Below are 625 nucleotides of genomic sequence, written 5' to 3' on the forward strand. Positions count from 1 at the left end.
AGATATCCTGCACATTGCCCGCCCCGCCCGCCACGGAGCCGGCAATGGTGTCGATTTCGGTCTGGGACAACATGACCAGTGGCAACATCTCAGGCGTGAGTGCGGTGCAGCCGTCAGGAATACGGTTAGGCGGTGCAATAAAGGCCGTTTCTCCCTGCTCCGCCCGGATAGCCTGCGCCATGTCGGTCAGTACGGGCGCGGAGAAGACACTGCGCACATCAAGCAGCCAGCCGGCATTGCGCAGTTGTTCAATCAGGCTGACCGCCATCAGCGAGTGGCCGCCGAGTTCGAAGAAGTGGTCGTGCCGGCTGATGCGTGCCAGCCCCAGCAGGTTTTGCCAAATCTGCGTCAGGGTGGTTTCCCGTTCACCCACAGGGGCTTCATAGTCACGGGTGACGGCTGCTGACTGGTCAGGCGCGGGCAGCGCCCTGCGGTCCAGCTTGCCGTTCGGGGTCAGCGGGAAAGTCGCCAGCATCACAAAGGCACTGGGTAGCATAAAGTCGGCCAGATGCTGTGCCAGTTGCTGGCGTAAATCCGCCGGCACCAGGGCAGCACCCGCCTGCGGCCGGAGATAGGCCACTAACCGTTTGTCACCCGGGATATCTTCACGGGCGATAACGGCCGC

At 62.7% G+C, this 625-nt stretch carries 1 protein-coding gene; it reads right to left on the reverse strand.

Features of this window, described 5'->3' with window-relative positions; genetic code table 11:
* Window positions 1-625: phosphopantetheine-binding protein (locus C5470_RS22165; protein ID WP_166291946.1), on the reverse strand; the 625-nt coding region annotated here is incomplete at both ends.

Origin of the sequence: Photorhabdus stackebrandtii, from assembly GCF_011189495.1 — a bacterium.
In the GTDB taxonomy this organism is placed as follows: domain Bacteria; phylum Pseudomonadota; class Gammaproteobacteria; order Enterobacterales; family Enterobacteriaceae; genus Photorhabdus; species Photorhabdus khanii.